The organism is Streptococcus sanguinis SK355, assembly GCF_000212855.1.
Lineage (GTDB): Bacteria > Bacillota > Bacilli > Lactobacillales > Streptococcaceae > Streptococcus > Streptococcus sanguinis_A.
The window spans coordinates 1,966,251-1,982,140 of sequence record NZ_GL890993.1 but is presented as its reverse complement, the minus strand read 5'-3'; the positions used below and the strand labels follow the sequence as shown (position 1 = coordinate 1,982,140).

Here is a 15,890-nt window from a genome sequence, read left to right as displayed (position 1 = left end):
CATGAAAAAGAAAGCAACTTTTCATCGCCTCCTAGGCTATATGTGGCGCTACAGGATGGTGAGCATCATGGCCTTGACCTTCATTCTGCTGACGACTCTGGTCACAACGGCATTGCCGCTTCTGGCCCGCTATTTTATTGATCAGTTTATCGGCCGCAATCAGGCCTGGGCTGGCCTGCCTTTGCTGGCTCTTTACTATGGTCTTTTCCTCTTGCGGGTACTTTTTACCTTCTTGGGAAAGTATTTCTTTGCGCGTGTGGCTCAAAGTGTGGTTCGGGACTTGCGACAGGAAAGCTTTGCCAATATCCAGCGTCTGCAAATGGCTTATTTTGATAAAACGCCAGCTGGTGCTATCGTTTCCCGCCTGACCAATGATACTCAGGCAGTAGCAGATATGTTCAGTGAGATTTTTTCTAATTTTTTGAGCTCTTTGCTGATTTTAGTTGTTACTTTGAGCGCTATGTTTACCCTCAACTGGCAATTGACCCTGATGATCGCTCTCTTTTTGCCTCTGATGGCAGCATCTATCTTGCTCTATCAGCATTTATCCAATCGTCAGCTCAAGCAGGTCCGTAATAAGCTCAGCGATTTGAATGTCAAGCTATCTGAGAGTATCGAGGGAATGCGGATTATTCAAGCATTTGGGCAAGAGAAGCGCTTGCTACGGGAATTTGAAGAAATTAACGGCCAACATTTAGGTTTTACTAATCGCTATCTCAATATCAACAGTCTCTTTCTGAGGCCAGCCATGTCCCTACTGAAAATCTTGGCTTATGGAGTGATTCTGACTTACTTTGGCTTGACTTGGCAAGTGGCGGGAATTACGGCTGGTATTATGTATGCCTTTATCCAGTATGTCAATCAGCTTTTTAATCCTTTGATTGATGTTATGCAGAATTATTCTGTTTTACAGACATCTATGGTTGCTGCGGAACGGGTTTTTGAAATCATGGATCGCACAGACTATGAGCCTGAGCAGGCTAATCAAGACCTGCAAATCCAAGATGGCAGTATCGAATTCAACCATGTTTCTTTTTCTTATGATGGGAAGCGTGATGTTTTGCGGGATATCTCCTTTTCAGTCAAAAAAGGCCAGACCATTGCCTTTGTCGGCTCGACTGGCTCTGGCAAGTCCTCTATTATTAATCTTTTCCTGCGTTTTTATGAGTTTGAGCGGGGACAGATTTTGATTGATGGCCGAGATATTAAAGACTATAGCCAGGAAGAACTGCGACGAAAGATTGGCCTTGTTTTGCAGGATCCCTTCCTTTATCACGGTACCGTTGCTTCCAATATTCAGCTTTACCAAGAGCAGCTGATGCGAGAAGAAATTATAGAAGCGGCTAAGTTTGTAGATGCTCATGGCTTTATCAGTCAGCTGCCTCAAGGCTATGATGCCCCTGTGACTGAGCGGGGAGCGACATTTTCCAGCGGTCAGCGGCAGCTTCTAGCCTTTGCCAGAACCATCGCTACTAAGCCTAAAATCTTGATTTTGGATGAGGCGACAGCCAATATTGATTCGGAAACAGAGGAGCTGATTCAAGCCTCACTGAGAAAAATGCGACAGGGACGGACAACCATTGCCATTGCCCACCGTCTGTCTACCATTCAGGATGCCGACTGCATCTATGTCTTGGATAAGGGCCGCATTATCGAATCCGGCAGCCACGAAGAATTGCTAGCTCAAGATGGAACCTATAAGAAAATGTACCAACTGCAGGCTGGAATGATGGAGTCTTGAAAAGCCTGATTATAAATGAAAGGTGTAGAATTCATTTGGAATTCTACACCTATTTTAAATAGTCTTTTAATTTCTCTACATTTTCTTCTAGGTTATCATAAGGCAGCTTGGCATACTGGTAAGGGCAGCTAGCAAGGTAGCTCTGTTCAAAGAAGTCAAGCGGCAGGCTGCTGTGTTTGAGAGCGCTGACGGAAGAAAGTGACCTCAAGTCTAACAGAATGCCGTCCTTGGTCAGATAGCTGGCTAGTGGCAGCTGAGCTTGTTCTAGCAGTGTCTGTGCCTTTTTTGCTTCCTCTTCCTGAAGCTGCAGCAGCGCCAGCCTATTTTTTTCAAACATGAGACTGTCGATGTAAAGCGATAGGGCCTTTTGCATGATGAGGTTGCTGTCGTAGTCCACGGCGCTTTTGTAAGCGATGAAGGTCTTTTGAATCTGAGGCGGAAGGAGCAGGGCGGTAATCCTCAGGGCTGGGAAAAGGCTGGTAGAAAAGGACTTGATGTAGATGACCCGCTGGCTATTGTCTAGATAATGAAAGGTTAACTCCCGCCGGCTATCAAAGTCTGATAGGTAGTCATCCTCTACAATATAGACATCATAGAGCTGGGCTAGCCGAAGAATCTCTTCCTTGTCCTGCCGAGTGTATGAGTGGCCCAAGGGATAGTGAAAGCGAGGAATAGTGTAGAAAAACTTGATCTTTCCGCTTTGAAAAATCCTCTCAAGTTCTTGCAGATTAATTCCTTGCGGTGTTCTTTCAATGGTTTTATAAGGAAGTTTTTGCGCTAGCAGAAGATCATTAATCCGATGGTAGGTCGGCTGCTCCACCAAGATACGCTCTTTTTGATTGGGAAATTCAATCTGTGAGAGGATATAGAGAGCCTGCTGGGTGCCGGAAGTCAGTGCCAGCTGCTCCCTAGAAGCATAGACAGCAGAGTCTAGCATTAGCTTTTGCACAGAGCGACGCAAATCCTCCAGTCCTTCCTGCTGAGGGTAGTAGTTGAAGAGATAATTTTCCCGGCCAATCAGAGTTTCATTTACACAGAGTCGGAAATCTTCGTAGGCTTGGTGGCGGTCATCCCTCACAGGTAGCTCCAAATCCTGCTTTTCTTCCTGAGCATTTTCCAGTACATAGTAGCCGCTTTTGGGAACGGCATAGATGTACTTCTGATACTTGAGCTCAATCAGAGCCTTTTGCGCGGTATCCTTACTGCAGTGATAACGCTCTGCCAGCTTGCGGACAGAAGGGATTTTCTGACCAGTAGCCAATTTTCCCTCTTTTATATCTTTAGTAATCTTATCAACGATGCGTTGGTATTTTGCTTTAACCATAAAACTGTCCCCATACAGATTTAATTTTTTCATATTGTAACTCATTTTCAGATATTTTACAATAGAGAACAAGTAGGAGGAGTCATGAAAACAAAAACAGTCATTCTGGCCACAGATATTTCTGGCTTAGGTAAGGTTGCCGCAACAGCTGCCCTGCCGCTTTTTGCAATTTGCCAGCTAGAAGTCGCCCTGTTGCCAACCATGATTTTGTCGTCCCATACAGGTGGTTTTTCAAATATCTATATAGATGATTACACGCATGGGATGCTTGCTTTTTTGAAACAATGGCAGAGCCTAGAGTTCAACTTTTCAGCTCTGATAACAGGATATTTGAAGTCTGATATTCAGGTGGAAAATTTGCTGCGCTTTAAAGAGGAAAAAAGCTTGCCCCTTATCGTGGATCCTATCATGGGGGATAAGGGAACTTTTTATCAGGGATTTTCAGATGCCCATCTAGACCATATGCGTCGCCTCTGCCAGCATGCTGATTTAGTTTTGCCCAATTTGACGGAAGCCTGTTTGTTATTGGAAGAACCCTACGAAGATAGTTTATCAGAAGATAGATGGGAGGACTACTGCAAGCGTTTGGCTGAGTTAGGACCGAGCAAGGTCTTGCTAACTGGCTTGCCCATGAAAGAGAATCAGATTGGTGTGGCCTATTTTGATGCGGGAACAGAAGGGTTTAACCTCTTTTCCAGTCCATCTCTGCCCCAGCAATTTTTTGGAACGGGTGATATATTGACGACACTTGTGGCTGCGGCTTTTGTTCAGGAGGTTGATATCAAGCAAGCCCTGCCTGTGATTTTGAAGTTTATTGAAAAGAGCTTGGCACTTAGCTTTAAAGAGCAAATAGATCAAAAGAAGGGCGTTTTTTACCAGCCCTACCTAGGAGAGCTTTTTGCTGATTTTCAAGCCTTGATGGAGGAAAAAGATGAAGAAACAAACACTCGATTTGCAAACCTTAACCATGATTAGTTTATTTGCTGCTTTGATTTTTCTGAGCATTCAGTTTTTTAAAATTCCTGTCGGAGCTCAGTTTATTCACTTTGGAAATGCACTGGTGGTAGTGGGCTGTCTGATTTTTGGCAGTAAGCTCGGTTTTTTAGCGGCTGCTATTGGATTGGGAATATTTGACTTGCTGAATGGTTACGCAGCAGAAATCCCAGTCATCTTGTTAGAAGCACTTGCAGTAGCCGTGGTGATTCATTTTCTGTATGAAAGACTCTTTCAGAGAAAGGATCGACTAGGAAATATTCTTATGACAGCAGTAGCCGCAGCTTTGGTGAAGATTGTGCTTAATATCCTCAAGTACACTCTGACAGGAACACTGCTTGGCGGGAGTAGTTTACCAGCAGCCTTTTTGCTGGCAGTAGCTAAGATTACTGGTACATTTGGCTCTAGTCTAGCGACAGTCATCGCTGTCCCAATCTTATATCCAATCTTTCAGCAAGTCAGAAAAGCTCACAAGCAAAGAAGGACTCTGGAAAAGCAAGGATGAATCAATAAACAGTATGAACGAAAAAACCGTCTGAGAATCCTCAGACGGTTTTAGTGTATTTGTCTTACATAAAATAAACGATAGCAAGGTATTGCAGGGCAGAAGCCGCTAGAATGAAAAGATGCCAAATCATGTGGAAGTAGGGCTTCTTTTGAGCATAGAAGCCGGCTCCTACAGTATAGCAGAGGCCACCAGCTAGCATGAGCCCCCAGAAGACAGGTCCGGTTTGACCGATAATCTGCGGAATGATAAAGACAACCAGCCAGCCCATAATCAAATAGAGAGCTAAGCTAAATTTTTCATTGACTTTCTTGGCGAAAATCTTATAGAGGATACCAAAGATGGTCGTGCCCCACTGGATGGCAATGATGAGATAGCCAAACCAGTTATTCATCAGCGACAGCACGACTGGCGTGTAGCTGCCAGCGATGGCGATGTAAATCATAGAGTGGTCGATAATGCGCAAGATATACTTGTGGGTCGAGCCATAGGACATCGAATGATAGATGGTCGAAGAAAGGAACATGAGAAAGAGGCTGATGACAAAGATAGAAGTTCCGACAGCAGCTACCAAGCCGTGCCCTTCATAGCTATAAATAGCCGATATAGGCAACAGAATAAGCATCAGAACAGCTCCTACTGCATGGGTAACAGCGTTGGCAATTTCCTCTCCAAAGGATAGTTTTTTACTGAGTTTAAGCGCGTAGTTCAAGATTTTCTTCCTCCTCATTTGGTACTTGGATTAGGGATAAGGTCTTTTGATAGAGTTTGACCGTCTGGCAGGCAGTGGAAATGATGGGTACGACCTCTAGCTTGCTGCCATTCATGTAGTCAACGAAGTCATCATAAAGCTCTCGCGAATCTGCTGATTTATGTAACATATTTAAAGTAGCAGAGATTTCCTGGATAGAAAATACCGTTTTTAAGGTCGTAATGGCAATCAAGCGAGCTACTTGGCGACGTTGATATTTTTTCTTGACCGGCTTGGCAATATAGCCATGCTTGACGTAGTTGTTAATCATAGAAGCAGTCAGTCCCTTGTCAGCAGCTGAAATAGAAGAGCCACAGACATTGTTTACATAGAGCAGAACCTGGTCCAAATATAGGTCCAGTTCTGGTAATTCGTCCCACTTGGGAAAAATTTGTTGAGAGTTCAAATCTTTATCACTTTCTTATCTAGTCTTTATAACCAGATGATAACATCTCTGTAAAACAAAGTCAAGCAAAAAATAGAATGTCCCATTGAAATTTGATATAATTTTAAAAAGAAGAAAGGGAGGTTTCAGATGAAAAAACAAACAATCTTTGATATGGCAGCCTTCCTAGGCAGTCTGATTTTTTGGTCTTGGCTCTATATGCGCTTTTTTTATGCCTATGTAGCCGTCGTCTTTTACAAGAATCAGCCAGAGTGGAGCCTGCTGATACCAGCTTCTATCATCCTGACTTTGACAGCGATTAGCTCGCTTTTTATTCGCGGCCTCTACAGTCGGCACATTCCCCGTTGGCTAGTGCTAGCCAGTTATACCCTCTATTTTCTCATTCTATTCTATGCCCTCTTTTTAAAAAATATCGGCAGGCAGGGCTTCAGTCTAGATCTGCAATCTTTTACCTATAATTGGATTTATGGGGATAAGCTGGTACCAACCATGAATATTATTATGTTCATTCCGCTGGGCTTTCTCTGCAAGTTGTCATGGAAACATGTGGCTTATTTTATCTTGGCTATCGGTCTGGTTGAGGGGAGCCAGTATCTCTTTCACCTGGGTATTTTTGACTTGGGAGATATCTTGACCAATCTGCTAGGCTTCATCATCGGCAGCTATCTACTAGAGACAGCCTTGGGTAAATGGATTGTTCGCCATATTCACTAAATGAAAGAAGGAAACTATGAAAATTCTTATCCCAACTGCGAAAGAGTTGAATCTAACTGCGCCATCTGCAATCCCTAATCCACTTTCAGCACAAACTCAGACTGTGTTGGATGAGTTGGCAACCATGTCAGTAGCTGACTTGGCATCTTTTTATAAAATTTCCCCAGAAAGAGCAGAGATAGAGTGGCAAGCCATTCAGGCTTTGCGAGAAGGAACTGCGCAGCATGCTCCAGCCCTCTATCTTTTTGATGGCCTCATGTACCGCCATATCAAGAGGCGGGACTATACTAAGGGGGAAAGTCAGTATATCGAGAAGCATCTTGCTATCACATCAGCACTTTACGGAGTCATCCCGGCCTTGGAGCCCATAGCGCCTCATCGTTTGGACTTTATGATGCCACTCAAGTTAGATGGGAAGAGTCTCAAGGCTTTTTGGAAAGAAGCTTATGACAAGGCTCTGGCAGAAGTTGAGGTGATTTTCTCCCTCCTGTCCAGCGAGTTTGAAACGGTCTTTTCCAAGGAAATCCGCCAGCGCATGATAGGTTTCAAGTTTCTGGAAGACCGAGGCGGCAAGCTGAAAGTCCATTCGACCATTTCTAAAAAAGCACGTGGCGAGTTTTTAACAGCTCTAATAACTAACCAAGTGACAGAAGTCGAACAGATGAAAAAATTAAGCTTTGCTGGTTTCGCTTACCGACCTGACCTATCTAGTGAACAAGAGTTGGTTTATGTGAAGGAAGTTTAGAAGAGAAGAAGTATTTATACAAGGAAATAGCATTCTTTTTATGTGTGAAATCAAACAATATACTTTAAAAATCTTAAATTTTATTCGTCTCTCTAAAAGTACTAAAATTGAGACCATTTTGATGAATCCCGTACTAAAACCCCTCGCAATTATTTGCGGGGGGTTAGTGTCTTATAAGTTTTCTTTTCTTTTTATAATCTTCTCTTTTTAGTTAAGGGCTGCTAAAAGAGCATCAGCCTGTGCTGAGAGTTCAGCAAGTTTGTCTTCTGCGACAGCCAGTTGTCCAGTTCCCCATGCTTCTGGGTTGATACCAACACCTGTGAATGGTTCTACCACATTCATACGGATGAAAGGCAGCAGGCTGCGGTAGTGCTTGAATACTTCATCTGGTGATGTGCCGTTTGCGACAGATGAAACAGTAACAACCTTAGCATTCAGAGCAGATGGGCCAGTTGGGTCTGACAGATCCAGAGCGCGTGAAGCCCAGTCCAAAAGGTTTTTCACTACTCCTGGGATAGCCCAGTTGTAGACAGGTGAGAAAATCCAGATGGCATCAGCGGCCAAAATTTCTTCACGAACCTTAGCAACAGCAGCTGGAGCAGGACTTTCGATGTCTTGGTTGAAGAATGGTACATCTTTGTAATCAAGATATGAAACTTCTGCCTTGCCAGCCAAAGCTTTTTCAGCTTGCTCAGCCAATTGGTGGTTGAAAGAACCTTGACGAAGTGAGCCGACGATGAATAATACTTTAGACATTGCATTGTCTCCTTTTTTATAAAATAAAGAGAAATTTCTCTTGTTACAACATATGTTACAACATTAATCACTAGTTAGCAATTATTTAGCTCATTTTTTTGAAATTTTTTAGAATGCGAATCAAATCTTGTTTATCGTCTTCTTCGAGAATGGACAGAGCTTGCTGAATATTTTTGATATGATCAGGCAGGGCGGCTTCAATTTTAGCTCTGCCTTGTTCCGTCAAGCCAATCAAAAAAGCCCGGCGGTCATTTGGGTCGCAGGTGCGGACAATCCAGCCGTCGCGTTCCATATTTTTGATGACAACAGTCATGTTGCCAGAAGTAGCCAATATGCGGTCAATCAGGTCCTGAATACGCAGTTCTCCTTTGCTGTACAAGGTTTCTAAGACGGAAAACTGAGTAGGAGTCAAATCATGCTTTTTAAAAATCTGAGCTTCAATGGCACGGATGGTTCTTGCTGCCTTATGAAAGACAATCATGGTTTTCAAATCAAGCAGAGTTTCTTTGCTTAAATCGTCTGTAATCTTCATAACAATATTTTACCAATAAATAGTATCATATGCAAGGATATTGCTTTAGAATTTTGAGAATATTCTCATCAAAAAAAGATAGAAAAGTAGGAGTATTTGTAGTATAATGACGGAGTGAAATATAAAAATAGAAATAAAGCCAGTTTTCCAATTTGGCAGTACCTTATCGGTATTTTTATCGTTCTCAGTGTTCTTGTCTTTTCATTTTTTGCAGTTTTGCAAGTATCTATGCAGCCGAGACAGTCGGCTAAGGAAGCAAGCAGCCGCTTGGCCAAGGAATACGCAGATCTTGAAGAAGTGGACTCATTTGCCTTCTACAATGGGCAGGAATCTTACTACAGTCTGCTTGGCAAGACAAGTAAGGGTGTCGAAAAAGCTGTATTGATTGCAAAAGATTCCAATGAGATTCGGGTCTATCGACTGGACAAAGGTGTCAGTAAGGCTGAGGCGAAGAGCATTGCCAAGGAAAATGGAGCAGGAACTATTGATAAGGTGACCATGGGCTATTTTCAGGATCAGCCCATCTGGGAAGTCAAGTCGGGAGGCACCTACTACCTGATTGGTTTTGAAAGCGGACAGTTAGTCAGCAAGGAGGGACTATGAAATTATCAAATCGTGTCTTAAAGATGGAAGAAAGCGTGACTTTAGCAACAGCAGCGCGTGCTAAGGCTTTGAAAGCGCAGGGGCGGGATATTCTGTCTCTGACTCTGGGAGAGCCGGATTTTCCGACGCCTAAGAATATCCAAGATGCGGCTGTAGCAGCTATTGAGGATGGGCGTGCTAGCTTTTATACGGTTACTAGCGGTCTGCCAGAGCTAAAAGAAGCTGTAGTAGAGTATTTTGCCAACTATTACGGCTACACAATCCAGCCTAATCAAGTGACGGTGGCAACCGGAGCTAAGTTCTCCCTCTACACCTTCTTTATGAGTGTGCTTGACTCAGGTGATGAAGCTATCATTCCGACGCCTTACTGGGTCAGCTACGGGGACCAGATTAAGATGGCCGAGGGGACTCCTATTTTTGTCCAAGCTACTGAGGAAAATAATTTCAAGGTGACGGTGGAACAGTTAGAAGCTGCTCGTACTGACAAGACTAAGGTCTTGGTTTTGAACTCGCCGTCCAACCCGACTGGTATGATTTATACGGCTGAGGAGCTGCTGGCGATTGGAAACTGGGCTGTAGAGCATGATATTCTGATTTTGGCAGATGATATTTATGGACGTCTGGTTTATAACGGCAATAAATTTACGCCAATTTCTAGTCTATCAGAGGAGATTCGCAAGCAGACAGTGGTCATCAATGGTGTCTCTAAGAGCTACTCCATGACAGGTTGGCGGATTGGCTATGCAGTTGGTGAGCCAGAGATTATAGCAGCTATGAGTAAGATTGCAGGTCAGACGACTTCTAACCCGACAGCAGCGGCTCAATATGCAGCTATCGAAGCTCTGACTGGCAGTCAGGAAACGGTCGAGACTATGCGTCAAGCCTTTGAAGAGCGTCTGAATACTATTTATCCTCTCTTGGCTCAGGTGCCAGGATTTGAAGTGGTCAAGCCACAAGGGGCCTTCTATCTCTTTCCAAATGTCAAGAAAGCCATGGAAATGAAAGGTTATACCGATGTGACCGAGTTTACGACAGCAATTTTAGAAGAAGTTGGCGTGGCTCTGGTGACCGGAGCAGGATTCGGTGCTCCAGAAAATGTCCGTCTTAGCTATGCGACAGATCTGGAAACACTCAAAGAAGCCGTTCAGCGTCTGCAGCAATTTATGGAAAGTAAATAGAGCTCACAATCCGGCATTGCTTGATAAAGATAACCTACAAAAATTTATAAACAATAGATAAGGACGGACTCAGAGTTCGTCTTTTTCAGTTCCCCTAAACTGCACTGGCAAATAGTTTGATAAAATGGTAAAATAATATAGAATATCATAAAATCGCTTTCATATTTTCTGGTCGAATTGAGAAGATTTTGGGCGACGAAATAAAAGCTGGGAGCAGTTAGAATTTAGCTGCTAGGTCTTGTAAACAGGAGTCGAAGGAGAACAATATGAAACGTCGTTTGATTTTCTTATTCTTGCTAGGCGTTCTAGTCTTGCTAGGAGCTTATGTTTTCTTTAATTCAGAGGTGGGTTGGACCACTATTTCCGAATCCAATGGCTATAGTCTGCAAGCCAAAGGTCATCGCTATCGTATCCAATATTATGAGAATGACTCGGCCCGAATAGACTGGTATTTGAGCAATTATCAGCCAGAACTGAGATTAAATATGAGAATCTTAGAACGCCCAACTGCTCCCGGTTCTTACACTAAGGAGGAGATATCTGGACAGGGCTCTGCACGCTTTTTGATGGTTTGTAGAACTTGGGGTTCTGCAGAGAACAGTCAAAAGTTTTTAATTAAACGTGCCTATTATAAGGTTGATATTAGACTTAATAAAAAGATGGAGGTAGATACTGAGAAGAGCAGTATGACCTACTGGAAGACGGAAGAAGAGATAAAGGATGATCCGCCTGTTGATTAAATAGCAGCTATCAATGGAAGATTAACTAAGTATAAGTAACTTTCTGATAGGAATCACCAGACGACTTAAAAATTTGAGGAGTATTTAGTTGAAGACGATGGTGTTTCGGTGTATAATAAAAGAAGTCCATTTGGTCTAGCCCTGCATTCTATTGACTTGCAGTGTGTTCCTCATGGTCTTTTTACTTAAGTAATAATAGGGATGAAGATTATTTTGTACAAAAGGAGATAAAATGGGTTTTATCAGAAAGGAAATAGGGGAAAGAGAGAAGAAGCTTCTCGAGGATTTTTCTATTGAAGAAAAAGAACTGGCTTTGCCATTTTTACTAGAGGATGAGAAGAGAGGAATTTTTCTCTGCGTCAAGCAATTTCGTATCGGAGAAGGGAAATATCAAGTTTTAGCCATGATTCTCGGTGGGCACTTGCTTGAATTTCGCCTAGAAGAAGAGCGAGCGGATAGATATCCAGCCCGCAATGAAGAAGATCAAAGTGTAAAAGGTCTATCAACAGAAACAATCTCCCAGCTTGTGATTCCCAAGGTTTTAAAAGGACGAGAGGACAAGATCATAACAGTGATTCAACATGCCCTGTCGCAGATTAACCCTTATTATGATACGAAGATAAGGGAAGTAAACCACGTGGAGTACAGATAAAGAGGAGATAGGATATGGGATTATTAGAAAAGTGTCTGGATTTTTTACCGACTAGACGGGCTGTCAGTGACATAGAAGAAGAGATGACTTGGGAGGAGGAATTTACCCCTAAAAGAGTTCACCACAAAGAAGTCAGTAGTAGCCCTCAGAAGGAGACTGAGGGAGCAGTGTCTCTTCCCCAAGAAGGAAGTTGGAAATTCGTACATGAGATGATTTCTGAAGAAGGGATTGAGGTTTTAAAGAAAGCTGGCATTGATGATGAGCTGGTCTTTGAGACGGGTGATTGGGTCGCAGATCATGATTTGGGGATTTATCTGGTCCTTTATCGCTTTGGTGGCAGAACCAACTGGAAGAAGACTTATAAGCTAATCTTGCAAGGACAGGTGATTGAATTTAAGACCAAGACGATCTTTCATCAGCAGGATTTTTCTTATGAAGATGGGGAATTCACCAAGGGAGTGATTGTCAAAAACGTCTCCAATATGCTCCTGCCCTTGGCTTTCGAAGGTCAACAACAGCGAGTGCTCCATATCATTCAAGCAGCTCTATCAGCAGCTAGCCCAAGCTATGATACGGTTATTTATAGGGCGAACTTTGATTTGGTTTAGGAGGGGAAGATGATATATATTACAAGAGAAGATGTTTTGACTTGGCTGGACAAACATGAGCCGGTGGCCAATCGTCAGAAGGACATTGCGGCTTTTCATAAAGAACTGTCGTTTCGTCTTCAAAGAATGGACTTTCGACCGTCTACCAGTTCAAAAGATTCACAGAGAGATGTTTGTGAAGACCCTGACCAAGAGCTAACTGTAGCCTTTACTCAGGATGGGGAGGGGAATTATGCGACGATTGACCAGAGTCCAGGAGGTCAGATTCTCAGCGATCAGCGCTTTAAGATGGCTTTGAAAAAAGTCTTGAACTATGATGATGACATGGTTGATCGACTGCTATATGGAACAAAAAATTAGTTCTCTTATTCAGAGAGAGTTATCCGCCAGCCTTTAGGAGGCTGGTTTTTTAATTTTTCTGAGATTTAACCTCTTCAAGGATAGCTATTGCAATCGCTTTATGGTAAAATATAGAACAGATGTCCAAAAGATTTGTCTTGAAATAAAGTGACATTTAGCAACCAATCTAGGAGACAGATATGATTGATCATTTTGGAATTACAGTCAAGGATTTGGAAGTCAGCAAGCTCTTTTATCAGCAAGCTTTAGAGCCATTGGGCTACAAGATTGCCTTTGAAATTCCTCAGGCAGTAAGTTTTGCAGAACCTCGGACGGCTCCAGCTGGAGATTTTTGGTTAAGTCAGGGGCAATCAGATGCGTCTCATTTTGCCTTTCGTGCAGAGACTAGGGAGCAGGTCGATGCTTTTTATCAAGCGGGTCTAGCAGCGGGCGGTCAAGATAATGGTGCTCCGGGTATTCGTCCCCAATATCACCAACCTTATTATGCAGCCTTTGTCTTGGATCCAGATGGTAATAATGTCGAGGCAGTCTGTCATAAAGAATAAAAAATAGAAAAGAGAAAAAACGTGTCAAAGAAAATCGTAACAATTATTGATGTGAAAAATTATGTTGGTCAAGAAGTGACCATTGGTGCTTGGGTAGCCAATAAGTCAGGTAAGGGTAAGATTGCTTTCTTGCAGCTGCGTGATGGTTCTGCTTTTTTCCAAGGGGTGGCCTTCAAGCCTAACTTCATCGAGAAATTTGGCGAAGAAGAAGGATTGGTGAAGTTTGATACGATTAAAAAGCTTAGTCAAGAAACTTCTGTCTATGTGACAGGGATTGTCAAGGAAGATGAGCGTTCAAAATTTGGCTATGAGCTGGACATCACCGATATCGAAATCATTGGCGAGTCAAATGACTATCCAATCACACCTAAAGAACATGGGACTGACTTCCTCATGGACAACCGTCACTTGTGGCTGCGTTCTCGTAAGCAAGTGGCAATGATGCAAATCCGCAATGCCATCATCTACGCTACCTATGAATTCTTTGACAAGAATGGCTTTATGAAGTTTGACAGCCCAATCTTGTCAGGAAATGCAGCAGAAGACTCAACTGAACTCTTTGAAACAGACTACTTCGGAACTCCAGCATACTTGAGTCAGTCAGGTCAGCTTTATCTGGAAGCAGGTGCCATGGCTCTTGGTCGTGTCTTTGACTTTGGTCCTGTATTTCGTGCTGAAAAATCAAAAACCCGTCGTCATTTGACTGAGTTCTGGATGATGGATGCAGAGTATTCATACTTGACACATGATGAGTCACTTGACTTGCAAGAAGCTTATGTTAAGGCTTTGATCCAAGGTGTTCTTGACCGTGCTCCTCAAGCTTTGGAAACACTGGAACGTGATGTAGAACTTTTGAAACGCTATATTGCTGAGCCTTTCAAGCGTGTTAGCTATGATGAAGCGATTGACCTCTTGCAAGCCCATGAAAATGATGAGGATGCGGACTATGAGCATCTGGAACATGGTGATGACTTCGGGTCACCGCATGAAACATGGATTTCAAACCACTTCGGTGTACCAACCTTTGTCGTGAACTATCCAGCAGCTATCAAAGCCTTCTACATGAAACCAGTTCCTGGAAATCCAGATCGTGTCCTTTGTGCGGACCTACTGGCACCAGAGGGATATGGAGAAATCATCGGTGGTTCTATGCGTGAGGAAGACTACGATGCTCTTGTTGCTAAAATGAATGACCTTGGTATGGATACGACAGAATATGAATTCTACCTTGATCTTCGTAAGTATGGAACAGTTCCGCATGGTGGCTTCGGTATCGGTATCGAGCGTATGGTAACCTTTGTGGCAGGGACCAAGCATATCCGTGAAGCCATCCCATTCCCACGTATGCTGCACCGTATTAAACCATAAAACAAATCAAACGCCCATGGGGCGTTTTTTCAAAGCACTAGAAAGAAGAGGTGGAGATCATGTAAACAGCGGATTAACAAGTGATAAAGGATAGAAATTAGAAAACACTTGTTAAAGGAGAAAATATGTTTAAAAGAAGTTATCGGAAAAATATCGGCCTTATGGCCGGAGTAGAATTCTTTGCCTTTCTAGGCATTACTAGTTTTTGGATTTTATTTCTCAGTCAAAACGGCATGTCACTTTGGCAGATTGGGCTTTTGGAAAGTATTTTTCATGCGACTAGCGTTATTTGTGAAATTCCTTCCGGGATGTTGGCGGATCGCTTTTCCTACAAGACCAATCTTTATCTGAGCCGGATAGCTGGGATTGTGTCTTCTGTTCTCATGTTGGCGGGGCAGGGGAACTTTTGGGTTTATGCACTGGCTATGGTGATTAGTGCTTGGTCCTATAATTTTGATTCGGGTACAAGTGCGGCCATGGTTTATGATTCTTCTGTAGAGGCTGGACTCAAGGAACGTTACTTATCCATCTCCAGTTTTATGTCTGGAGTGGCTGAAGCGACCCGGTCTTTGGGAACGGTCTGGGCTGGATTTTTTGTCCATGGACAATTGCATCTGACCTACTATATCATGATTGGGACCTCTGTCATCGTTCTTTTCTTGATCTGGATGTTGAAGGAGCCAAGTGTCAAAGCAGAGAAAACAGAACGTCTGACTATGAAAAAGATTGTCTGGGCTGTCAAAGAAGAGTTGCAAAGAAATCCCAGCCTATTTACTTGGATGATTCTGTCGCAAATCATCTGCACCTTGATGTGTATGTTTTATTTTTATTATCAAAATCAATTGCCTGACTTAAAAGATTGGCAGATTTCGGTAGTCATGCTGATTGGCAGTGCTTTGAATATCTTAGCGGTCTATCTGGCGAGTGTGATTGGAAAGAAGTATTCTGCCCTAAAACTCTTTCCTTCAGTAGTCCTTCTAACTGGGGCAAGCTACCTGCTGTCCTATTTTGGAACGCCAATCATCTATATTTTGATTTATCTAATCAGCAACGCCTTGTATGCACTTTTCCAGCCGATTTTTGACAATGATTTACAAAAACAGCTGCCAAGTGAGGTACGGGCGACCATGCTCAGTGTCTACTCTATGATGTTCAGTCTGAGTATGATTGTCATTTTCCCTGTGACAGGCTGGTTGATTGATTACTTTGGCTTTGACTGGACTTTTATAGTTTTAGGTGGCTTCTTATTAGCAGCGACACCGTTTTTGCATATGGGTCTAAAGAAAATAAGCCAGGAATTACAAGAAGTCTAAGATTAATATTCTCTTTCTGCTGGTCAGAAGGAGAATATTTTTTAGCCTTTGAAAAT

General features: G+C 42.9%; 19 protein-coding genes. 14 read left to right on the top strand and 5 right to left on the bottom strand.

Annotated features, from left to right (window positions below; translation table 11 throughout):
* The first annotated feature begins 1 nt into the window (after position 1).
* Positions 2 to 1,741, top strand: a complete 1,740-nt coding sequence (locus HMPREF9389_RS01900; RefSeq protein ID WP_002930842.1) for an ABC transporter ATP-binding protein — start codon at positions 2 to 4, stop codon at positions 1,739 to 1,741.
* 49 nt (positions 1,742 to 1,790) lie between these two features.
* Here the strand turns inward: HMPREF9389_RS01900 and HMPREF9389_RS01905 are convergent, their stop codons facing one another.
* Positions 1,791 to 3,110 carry a PLP-dependent aminotransferase family protein gene (locus HMPREF9389_RS01905; protein WP_002930841.1) on the bottom strand — a complete coding sequence of 440 codons (1,320 nt, stop codon included), beginning with the start codon at positions 3,108 to 3,110 and terminating at the stop codon, positions 1,791 to 1,793.
* Between the two features lie 39 nt (positions 3,111 to 3,149).
* Here HMPREF9389_RS01905 and HMPREF9389_RS01910 point away from each other — a divergent pair, with 39 nt between their 5' ends.
* Positions 3,150 to 4,040, top strand: a complete 891-nt coding sequence (locus HMPREF9389_RS01910; RefSeq protein ID WP_002930835.1) for a pyridoxamine kinase — start codon at positions 3,150 to 3,152, stop codon at positions 4,038 to 4,040.
* Positions 3,997 to 4,563: an ECF transporter S component gene (locus HMPREF9389_RS01915; RefSeq protein ID WP_002930832.1), complete on the top strand. Its 567-nt coding sequence runs from the start codon at positions 3,997 to 3,999 to the stop codon at positions 4,561 to 4,563. The genes HMPREF9389_RS01910 and HMPREF9389_RS01915 overlap by 44 nt, the downstream gene beginning before the upstream one ends.
* A 64-nt stretch (positions 4,564 to 4,627) precedes the next feature.
* On the opposite strand, the gene trhA is transcribed toward HMPREF9389_RS01915, so the two are convergent.
* Together trhA and HMPREF9389_RS01925 are read right to left on the bottom strand one after the other, a co-directional pair.
* On the bottom strand, positions 4,628 to 5,275 hold the full coding sequence (gene trhA, locus HMPREF9389_RS01920) for a PAQR family membrane homeostasis protein TrhA (RefSeq protein WP_032906598.1): 648 nt from the start codon (positions 5,273 to 5,275) through the stop codon (positions 4,628 to 4,630).
* Complete coding sequence (locus tag HMPREF9389_RS01925) at positions 5,259 to 5,720, bottom strand: DUF1836 domain-containing protein (RefSeq protein ID WP_002930827.1); 462 nt, start codon at positions 5,718 to 5,720, stop codon at positions 5,259 to 5,261. The genes trhA and HMPREF9389_RS01925 overlap by 17 nt, the downstream gene beginning before the upstream one ends.
* A 129-nt stretch (positions 5,721 to 5,849) precedes the next feature.
* Here HMPREF9389_RS01925 and HMPREF9389_RS01930 point away from each other — a divergent pair, with 129 nt between their 5' ends.
* Positions 5,850 to 6,434: a VanZ family protein gene (locus HMPREF9389_RS01930; RefSeq protein ID WP_002930825.1), complete on the top strand. Its 585-nt coding sequence runs from the start codon at positions 5,850 to 5,852 to the stop codon at positions 6,432 to 6,434.
* Between the two features lie 16 nt (positions 6,435 to 6,450).
* On the top strand, positions 6,451 to 7,179 hold the full coding sequence (yaaA, locus tag HMPREF9389_RS01935; protein WP_002930823.1) for a peroxide stress protein YaaA: 729 nt from the start codon (positions 6,451 to 6,453) through the stop codon (positions 7,177 to 7,179).
* A 207-nt stretch (positions 7,180 to 7,386) separates the two neighbouring features.
* On the opposite strand, the gene HMPREF9389_RS01940 is transcribed toward yaaA, so the two are convergent.
* Both HMPREF9389_RS01940 and HMPREF9389_RS01945 read right to left on the bottom strand, forming a co-directional pair.
* Positions 7,387 to 7,935 carry an NADPH-dependent FMN reductase gene (locus HMPREF9389_RS01940; RefSeq protein WP_002930820.1) on the bottom strand — a complete coding sequence of 183 codons (549 nt, stop codon included), beginning with the start codon at positions 7,933 to 7,935 and terminating at the stop codon, positions 7,387 to 7,389.
* 85 nt (positions 7,936 to 8,020) lie between these two features.
* Positions 8,021 to 8,467, bottom strand: coding sequence for a MarR family winged helix-turn-helix transcriptional regulator (locus HMPREF9389_RS01945; protein ID WP_002930817.1), 447 nt, complete (start codon positions 8,465 to 8,467; stop codon positions 8,021 to 8,023).
* Between the two features lie 114 nt (positions 8,468 to 8,581).
* Here HMPREF9389_RS01945 and HMPREF9389_RS01950 point away from each other — a divergent pair, with 114 nt between their 5' ends.
* From HMPREF9389_RS01950 to HMPREF9389_RS01990, 9 genes are all read left to right on the top strand, one after another.
* Positions 8,582 to 9,070 (top strand): DUF5590 domain-containing protein, encoded by a 489-nt coding sequence (locus HMPREF9389_RS01950; RefSeq protein ID WP_002930816.1) that lies wholly within the window; start codon positions 8,582 to 8,584, stop codon positions 9,068 to 9,070.
* Positions 9,067 to 10,248 (top strand): pyridoxal phosphate-dependent aminotransferase, encoded by a 1,182-nt coding sequence (locus HMPREF9389_RS01955; RefSeq protein ID WP_002930814.1) that lies wholly within the window; start codon positions 9,067 to 9,069, stop codon positions 10,246 to 10,248. Before HMPREF9389_RS01950 ends, HMPREF9389_RS01955 begins: the two co-directional genes overlap by 4 nt.
* Positions 10,249 to 10,514: 266 nt before the next feature.
* A complete protein-coding gene (locus HMPREF9389_RS01960; RefSeq protein ID WP_002930812.1) occupies positions 10,515 to 10,988 on the top strand; it encodes a hypothetical protein in 474 nt (157 codons plus the stop codon).
* A gap of 232 nt (positions 10,989 to 11,220) precedes the next feature.
* Positions 11,221 to 11,640: a hypothetical protein gene (locus HMPREF9389_RS01965; RefSeq protein ID WP_002930810.1), complete on the top strand. Its 420-nt coding sequence runs from the start codon at positions 11,221 to 11,223 to the stop codon at positions 11,638 to 11,640.
* Between the two features lie 14 nt (positions 11,641 to 11,654).
* Positions 11,655 to 12,248 (top strand): hypothetical protein, encoded by a 594-nt coding sequence (locus HMPREF9389_RS01970; protein ID WP_002930808.1) that lies wholly within the window; start codon positions 11,655 to 11,657, stop codon positions 12,246 to 12,248.
* A gap of 9 nt (positions 12,249 to 12,257) precedes the next feature.
* Complete coding sequence (locus HMPREF9389_RS01975; RefSeq protein WP_002930794.1) at positions 12,258 to 12,608, top strand: hypothetical protein; 351 nt, start codon at positions 12,258 to 12,260, stop codon at positions 12,606 to 12,608.
* Positions 12,609 to 12,787: 179 nt separating this feature from the next.
* Positions 12,788 to 13,153 (top strand): VOC family protein, encoded by a 366-nt coding sequence (locus HMPREF9389_RS01980; protein ID WP_002930793.1) that lies wholly within the window; start codon positions 12,788 to 12,790, stop codon positions 13,151 to 13,153.
* A gap of 21 nt (positions 13,154 to 13,174) precedes the next feature.
* The gene (asnS, locus tag HMPREF9389_RS01985; protein ID WP_002930791.1) at positions 13,175 to 14,521 is read left to right on the top strand and encodes an asparagine--tRNA ligase; all 1,347 of its coding nucleotides are present in this window, start codon (positions 13,175 to 13,177) and stop codon (positions 14,519 to 14,521) included.
* 125 nt (positions 14,522 to 14,646) lie between these two features.
* The gene (locus tag HMPREF9389_RS01990) at positions 14,647 to 15,834 is read left to right on the top strand and encodes an MFS transporter (protein WP_002930789.1); all 1,188 of its coding nucleotides are present in this window, start codon (positions 14,647 to 14,649) and stop codon (positions 15,832 to 15,834) included.
* Positions 15,835 to 15,890 lie beyond the last annotated feature (56 nt).